The organism is Candidatus Magnetobacterium casense (genome assembly GCF_019173545.1).
Classification (GTDB): domain Bacteria; phylum Nitrospirota; class Thermodesulfovibrionia; order Thermodesulfovibrionales; family Magnetobacteriaceae; genus Magnetobacterium; species Magnetobacterium cryptolimnobacter.
On record NZ_JABXWD010000203.1, the window covers coordinates 1 to 6,377 of the forward strand.

Sequence of the window (6,377 nt, forward strand, 5' to 3'; positions counted from 1 at the left end):
GGTCAAGCTGGGAGAACCAACTCTGTATAATCACGGTATGTTAAAGGAAATGAGAAATATAAATGCTGCCATGTCTGATCCTATAAAAATTACTGGCACGTTTAAAAATGGCCAAAGGGTAGAGATGACTATCAATCTCACGGAGCCGAGACAACTAAAGATAAACACATATGAAAACGACAAATCACTATTTCCACTTATGAGCTATGTAAGCGCTGACCGTTGGGGACCTCGTGTATTTATGCCTTTGTATAATTCAACGGAAGACCTGACTCACGTAGGTGAATGTGGAGAGTATGTAATTGACTACCTCTCTCGCCATGAGAGGGACATTGTACCTCAGCTGCTTTGTCATCCAAACACGGAAGGGTATACTCTGCTCTATAATGTACGTGCTTGGCTTAAAGAAATTGCGCCCTATGTTACATTTAAACACTCTACATATGTAAAAAGAGATATTGCCTATGCAGAGATTAACGACTTCCGACCGACAAACACGGGGTTTGGTTTGAGCTACACCCTACCTGTCATTGTCTCCCTATTGGGGATGGCCGCTGAGTGGGAAGACAAAGAAAGACAGAGTTTAAAAGAATCTAACGGGGTCATTGTCCTGTTAGAAAACCCTGAGGCCCATCTGCATCCAAAGGCACAGACTGCTATAGGGCGATTGATTGCCCTGACTGCTGTATCAGGTGTTCAGGTCATCGTGGAGACTCACAGCGAACATATCATGGACGGCATACGGATAGCGGTTAAGGATAAGGAGTTATCACCGGATATGGCAAAGTTTCACTACTTTTCGTTAGATAAGGATGGTAATACAATCGTTGAAACACCCAAGATTTACCCAAATGGCAAACTCGACTTCTGGCCTAAGGGCTTTTTCGATCAGGCAATGCTCAATAGTGCTAGACTGGCCAAGAGGTAGGCTATTATGGACTATTCACTTATGTTCAATAATCTAAGCATACCTGCCTCTGATCAAAGTGCGGCATATGAACTCTTAATAGAGGCATTTCAGGGAGTTCTGCATCTTAACCAGAATGAAGACAGATTTGAACTCTATTTTGATACGGACAATCCTGCCGGCATAAAGTTGGCTGAGAGCTTTACTTATGAAGACTTTAAGGAAATTGTAAGTAATAAAGAAAGGGACCTTTATTTATTTATCACTCAAATAGAAGATAAAGCACCCTTTTATGACAGCATATCTGATGATGATTTTAATGAACTGACAACGCTCTCTCCCTACTTTAAGGATCATCCATACAACGAAAACTTGGACATATTCAGTCTGGCTTTGTATAAGAACGGTGTTATGCTAAGTCTTGCAACTGATGAACTCTGGCAATGCTATAATATAGACATGTATTACAACAACGAAAAAGGCTACAAACCAACAAAAGTGCATATCTTTAATATATCAGGAGTAGAACATGCAAAACATATTTTGATTGCATTGGAAGAAAGTATAAATGATTGTGCCCCTGACGCTTATTTTACAAAAAACTTTCTATCCTGGTTTGAAGTTTGTGGAAAAGAAAATCAACATAAAATTAAAAAAAGATTGAAGGATTGCCATAATAATGGCTTCAATTTTGTTCGCCCAATCATTGATACTCTTAATGGTTCCCAAATTCAAAATATGAAAGAGATACGATTTGGAAATGCACAAGGCCAACATGGAAAGATTCGTATCCTTTTTGCTAAAGATAAAATAGGCACCCCTGTTATCTTAGAAGGATTCATAAAACATGGTAATGATTATACTAAGCATATCAGGATTGCTGATAGTCGTTTCGATGAGTATCTTAAAACATTAAACATAAAGAGCAACTAAGTACCTGGACAGAAATATGTATAACATTAGAATTGAGTATAAATGGGGTCAAGGGGGTTGGCCCCCTTGCAGGGGAGGTTTGAGGAGGGGGCGGAGGGGGTGAGGCACCCCTGCCGTAAACCGCCCTCCTTCTTTCTTTTCTTGCGTATAAGGTAGCCACATATGAAAGGATAGAGGTATGATATATTTTGTTGGAGCGGGGCCTGGCAACCCGGAGCTGATAACGCTCAAGGGTCACCGGCTCCTCAAGGAGTGTGACGTGGTTATCTACGCCGGAAGTCTCGTCAATCCCGTCCTTGTCACGGGACTGAAGGCGAAGGTGTACGACTCGGCGCACATGCCCCTTGAGGAGATCACTGATACGATGGTGACCGCCGCACGGGAAGGCAAGATGGTGGTGCGACTACACAGCGGGGATACTTCGTTTTACAGCGCCATCACGGAGCAGATACATCGCCTGAAGACGGCAGGGATTGCCTATGAGGTAGTCCCCGGGGTTTCGTCACTTGGTGCAGCGGCGGCGGCCATAGGACAGGAATTGACCATCCCGGAGGTCAGTCAGAGCGTCATCGTCACGCGCATCGAGGGCAACACTGCAGTGCCAAGCGGTGAACGTCTCTCTGCACTTGCAACACACAAGGCAACGATGGTCATCTTCTTGAGCATTGCGCACATAGAAGCCGTCGTCTCGGAGCTGGCAACGTCCTATCCGGCGGACACCCCCGTTGTTGTCGTTGAACGGGCGTCATGGCCGCAGCAGCGGGTGTTTGAGGGCACGATCCGGACGATAGCCGCCATCGTAAAGGAGGCCGGTATTACAAAGACGGCCCTCATCCTTGTGGGTGAAGCATTAAAGACTGATACGACAAAACGTTCGAGGTTATATGATGGAGAGTTTCAAAAAAGGCAGCGGTAAGTTATACGTAGTTGGTATAGGGCCTGGTGCGGTTGAGCATATGTCACAACGTGCCCTTGAGGTAATCAGGCAGAGCGAGTGTGTGGTGGGCTATACCACATATGTTGGGTTGATAGGCGGACTCGTTGACGGTAAGGAGGTGTACTCCACGGCCATGACTCAGGAGGTTGACAGGTGTAACAAGGCTATAGCCCTTGCCGCCGAGGGCAGGAGTGTGGCGGTTGTAAGCAGCGGCGACCCCGGTATCTATGCCATGGCCGGGCTGATATTGGAGCTGCTAAATGGCAGAAGAGATATCGACGTGGAGATCGTCCCTGGAGTACCGGCGTTGTGTGCCAGTGCCGCACGGCTGGGGGCGCCCCTGATGCACGACTTTGCCTGTGTGAGTCTCTCAGACCGCCTCACGTCGTGGGAGTTAATAGAGAAACGCCTCCATGCGGCTGCGGATGCCGATTTCGTTATTGTGCTGTATAACCCCAAAAGCAAGGGCCGCAGCACGCACATCAATACCGCCCGTGATATTATCCTGTGCTACAGGGCAGAGACCACCCCCGTTGGCATCGTAAAGGCTGCCATGCGCGAGGGCGAGTCGGTGGTGATAACCGATCTGAACCGTATGCTCAACTACGAAATAGATATGCACACAACCGTAATAATCGGAAACTCACAGACCCTCCATATCAACGATTTCCTTGTTACCCCCCGAGGGTACAAAGAAAAGAAAAAGTAGGAAGGGGTCAAGGGGTTTGTGCCCCCTTGCGGGATGGGTCTGAGGGGAGGGCGGAGCCGCACCCCTTCTCCCTTTCGCCAGCCATTGCCTCAATGTTGGTACGAAGCCACAGTAGGAGTACCATGCCCGGGATGGCGGTCAGGGCAGTTATCAGAAAGAAGTTGGCCCATCCCGCTGCCTCAACAACGATTCCCGATGTGGGGGCAACCAGTATCCTCCCCATTGCGGCCAGGGACGACAACAACGCATACTGCGTGGCACTGTAACGTTGATGACACAACGTCATAATAAATGCCACAAACGAGGCCGTACCCATCCCGCCGGTGAGATTTTCAACGGCCACGGTTACAATCAACATAGCATAGCTCTTGCCGGTGTAGGCCAACGCCATGAACAAGAGGTTGGACACCCCCTGCAGTATCCCAAACAGCAGCAACGACCTGAACAACCCAAGCCTGATCATCATCGTGCCGCCAAACATGGCCCCGACAACCGTGGAGATTAACCCCAGCCCCTTGTTGATGGTGCCCACCTCGGTTGCCGAAAACCCCATGCCCTTTAACAGGAATGCGGTGCTGAGTGAGCCGGCGTAGGCATCGCTCAACTTGTACAGGACGATAAACAGCAATATTTTTATGGCCGAGTCTCTTGTGAAATAGTCCTTTAATGGCCCCCACACTGCCTCTTGCAGGTTCTTAGGCGGTTTCACGGCATTCTGTGGTTCCGGGGCGAAGATGACTGCGATTATGCCAACTGTCATCACTGCTGCCATCAACAGATAGGTTGCCCGCCAGCCGATGTGGTCTGATATCACTAGCGCTAGTGCCCCGGAGGTCAACATTGCTATGCGATAGCCGGTGATAAAGACGCCTGTCCCCAAGCCACGCTCCTGCGGATGAAGGACATCGGTTCTGTAGGCATCTGCGACGATGTCCAGGGAGGCCGATGCCGCAGTTACCATCAGGGCAACCACCGCCATTAACACCGGACTGCTGCGCGGGGATATCACGGCCATCAGTGCGATACTCAGCATCAGTGCGATCTGCATCAGAAGCATCCATCCGCGGCGTCTGCCCAGGTAGGGTGGTGCCAGGTGGTCCATCAGCGGAGCCCACAGAAACTTGAGCGTGTAGGGCAGTCCGACAAGCGCAAACAAGCCAATCGTGCGGATGTCTACCCCACAGCTTGTCATCAGCGCCTGTAGCGTGCTGCCCGTGAGCGCCAAAGGCAGCCCCGAGGCAAAACCTATCGGCAACAGCATTGCTATCCGTCGGCTACCCAGAACGCTAACGTAAGATGGTGATTTCATATGGTGCTATGCTTCAGCTTTGTGAGTACACTTCAATGGGGCGGTATCATCTGTGTATTTCAGGGGGTATATCTGCCTGTTGTTGCAACAAAGGCGCCCCACGACTGTAGTGAGCGTGCAACGATGGCCTGTTTTTTCTGGCTCTTGTCCCTGATGTGTTTATCCAGGGGTGGCAGGAGGCCAAAATTTATGTTTGAGGGCTGAAAGCTGCCGCCCTTGACGGGGGTGGTGATGTAGTCAAGCAGGGCGCCACAGGCAGTATCACCGGGAGGCTCCACTTGCGGCAGACCGAGGATGTTGCGTGCGGCAAATATCCCGGCCAACAGCCCCATTGCCGTAGACTCAAGGTACCCCTCAACGCCGGTCAACTGTCCCGCAATATAGATGGCACCATCGACCTGTGGCGACCTCAGACGCAATCCCCTGTCAAGGTACAACGGGGAGTTGATAAACGTATTGCGATGAATGGAGCCATATCTCAGGAACTCCGCCCCCTGCAGGCCGGGGATCAACCGAAAGACCTTCTGCTGTTGCGGCTGCCGCAGACGCGTCTGAAAGCCGACCATGTTAAAGGCTGAACGTTGGGCGTTCTCCGCCCTGAGCTGTACCACGGCGTGCATCATCGCCCCGGTCACCGGATGCGGCAAACCCACCGGACGCAGGGGGCCAAATCTCAAGGTATCCCTGCCCCTGAGCGCCATCACTTCAACAGGCATACAGCCCTCAAAGACCTTGACGTCTTCAAAGTCCCTGGCGGCAACACTGTCGGCCTCCCTCAGGGCGTCGTAGAACCGGTTGTAGGCCGCTTCATCCATTGGGCAATTCAGGTAATCGTCACCGCCCTTGCCGTAGCGTGAGCTGTAGTATGCGATGTCGTAGTCAATGCTGTCGGCGTCTATGATCGGCGCTATGGCGTCGTAGAAGTACAGGGAGCTTTCGTCGGTGACCTTGCCCAGCGCCGCAGCCAGTGCATCCGAGGTCAGTGGTCCGGTGGCTATGACAGCCGGTGGGGCGGGCAGTTGCGTGACCTCCCCGGTGACTATCTTTACACGCGGATGATTTCTGAGCTTGTTGGTTATGTAGGCGGCAAATTCATCCCTGTTGACGGCTAAGGCGCTGCCTGCCGGGATGGCAGTGGCACGGGCCGCCTCCATTATGAGGGAGTTGGCCATCGTCAGCTCTGCCTTAAGCAGGCCGTGGGCAGTGTCGGCAAGGTCAGAGCGCAGGGAGTTGGAACACACAAGTTCTCCCAAGAGGCCGCTCTTGTGTGCCGGGGTCAGCCTGGCCGGTCTCATCTCATGGACGGTAACATCCACGCCACAGCGTGCCGCCTGGTACGCCGCCTCAGACCCGGCAAGCCCGCCTCCTATGATGGTTAGTTCTGACACTTAATATATATCATAGCACAAAGAAACCAAAGAATGGATTAAGCTAATCATACATTTCAAAGGTTGACGTATCTACTGATAACTCGGTAGTACCACAATCAACCGTGGTAGCCAGGATTTACGCCACTCTTATACCCTCATAATATGGCATTGTTACTACACTTTAATAATGTGACCACGCTTGAATGGAGCGG

Annotated in this window: 6 protein-coding genes; 4 read left to right on the plus strand and 2 right to left on the minus strand. The window is 50.9% G+C overall.

The annotated features are described in order from the left end of the window. The 4 genes from HWQ67_RS11205 to cobJ all read left to right on the plus strand — a co-directional run. A partial coding sequence (locus HWQ67_RS11205; RefSeq protein WP_218252775.1) for an AAA family ATPase occupies positions 1 to 928 on the plus strand: 928 nt, incomplete at its 5' end. A 6-nt stretch (positions 929 to 934) separates the two neighbouring features. Beyond that, positions 935 to 1,840 (plus strand): type II toxin-antitoxin system RelE/ParE family toxin, encoded by a 906-nt coding sequence (locus HWQ67_RS11210; protein WP_218252776.1) that lies wholly within the window; start codon positions 935 to 937, stop codon positions 1,838 to 1,840. Between the two features lie 178 nt (positions 1,841 to 2,018). Then, positions 2,019 to 2,756, plus strand: coding sequence for a precorrin-4 C(11)-methyltransferase (gene cobM / locus HWQ67_RS11215; RefSeq protein ID WP_218252777.1), 738 nt, complete (start codon positions 2,019 to 2,021; stop codon positions 2,754 to 2,756). Further along, a complete protein-coding gene (cobJ, locus tag HWQ67_RS11220) occupies positions 2,725 to 3,486 on the plus strand; it encodes a precorrin-3B C(17)-methyltransferase (RefSeq protein ID WP_218252778.1) in 762 nt (253 codons plus the stop codon). Before cobM ends, cobJ begins: the two co-directional genes overlap by 32 nt. A 7-nt stretch (positions 3,487 to 3,493) precedes the next feature. Here cobJ and HWQ67_RS11225 read toward each other — a convergent pair whose 3' ends face one another. Both HWQ67_RS11225 and trmFO read right to left on the minus strand, forming a co-directional pair. After that, complete coding sequence (locus HWQ67_RS11225; protein ID WP_218252779.1) at positions 3,494 to 4,795, minus strand: AmpG family muropeptide MFS transporter; 1,302 nt, start codon at positions 4,793 to 4,795, stop codon at positions 3,494 to 3,496. A 59-nt stretch (positions 4,796 to 4,854) separates the two neighbouring features. Continuing rightward, entirely contained in the window at positions 4,855 to 6,183 is a 1,329-nt protein-coding gene (gene trmFO / locus HWQ67_RS11230; RefSeq protein ID WP_218252780.1) for a methylenetetrahydrofolate--tRNA-(uracil(54)-C(5))-methyltransferase (FADH(2)-oxidizing) TrmFO, read from the minus strand. Between the last annotated feature and the right edge of the window lie 194 nt (positions 6,184 to 6,377).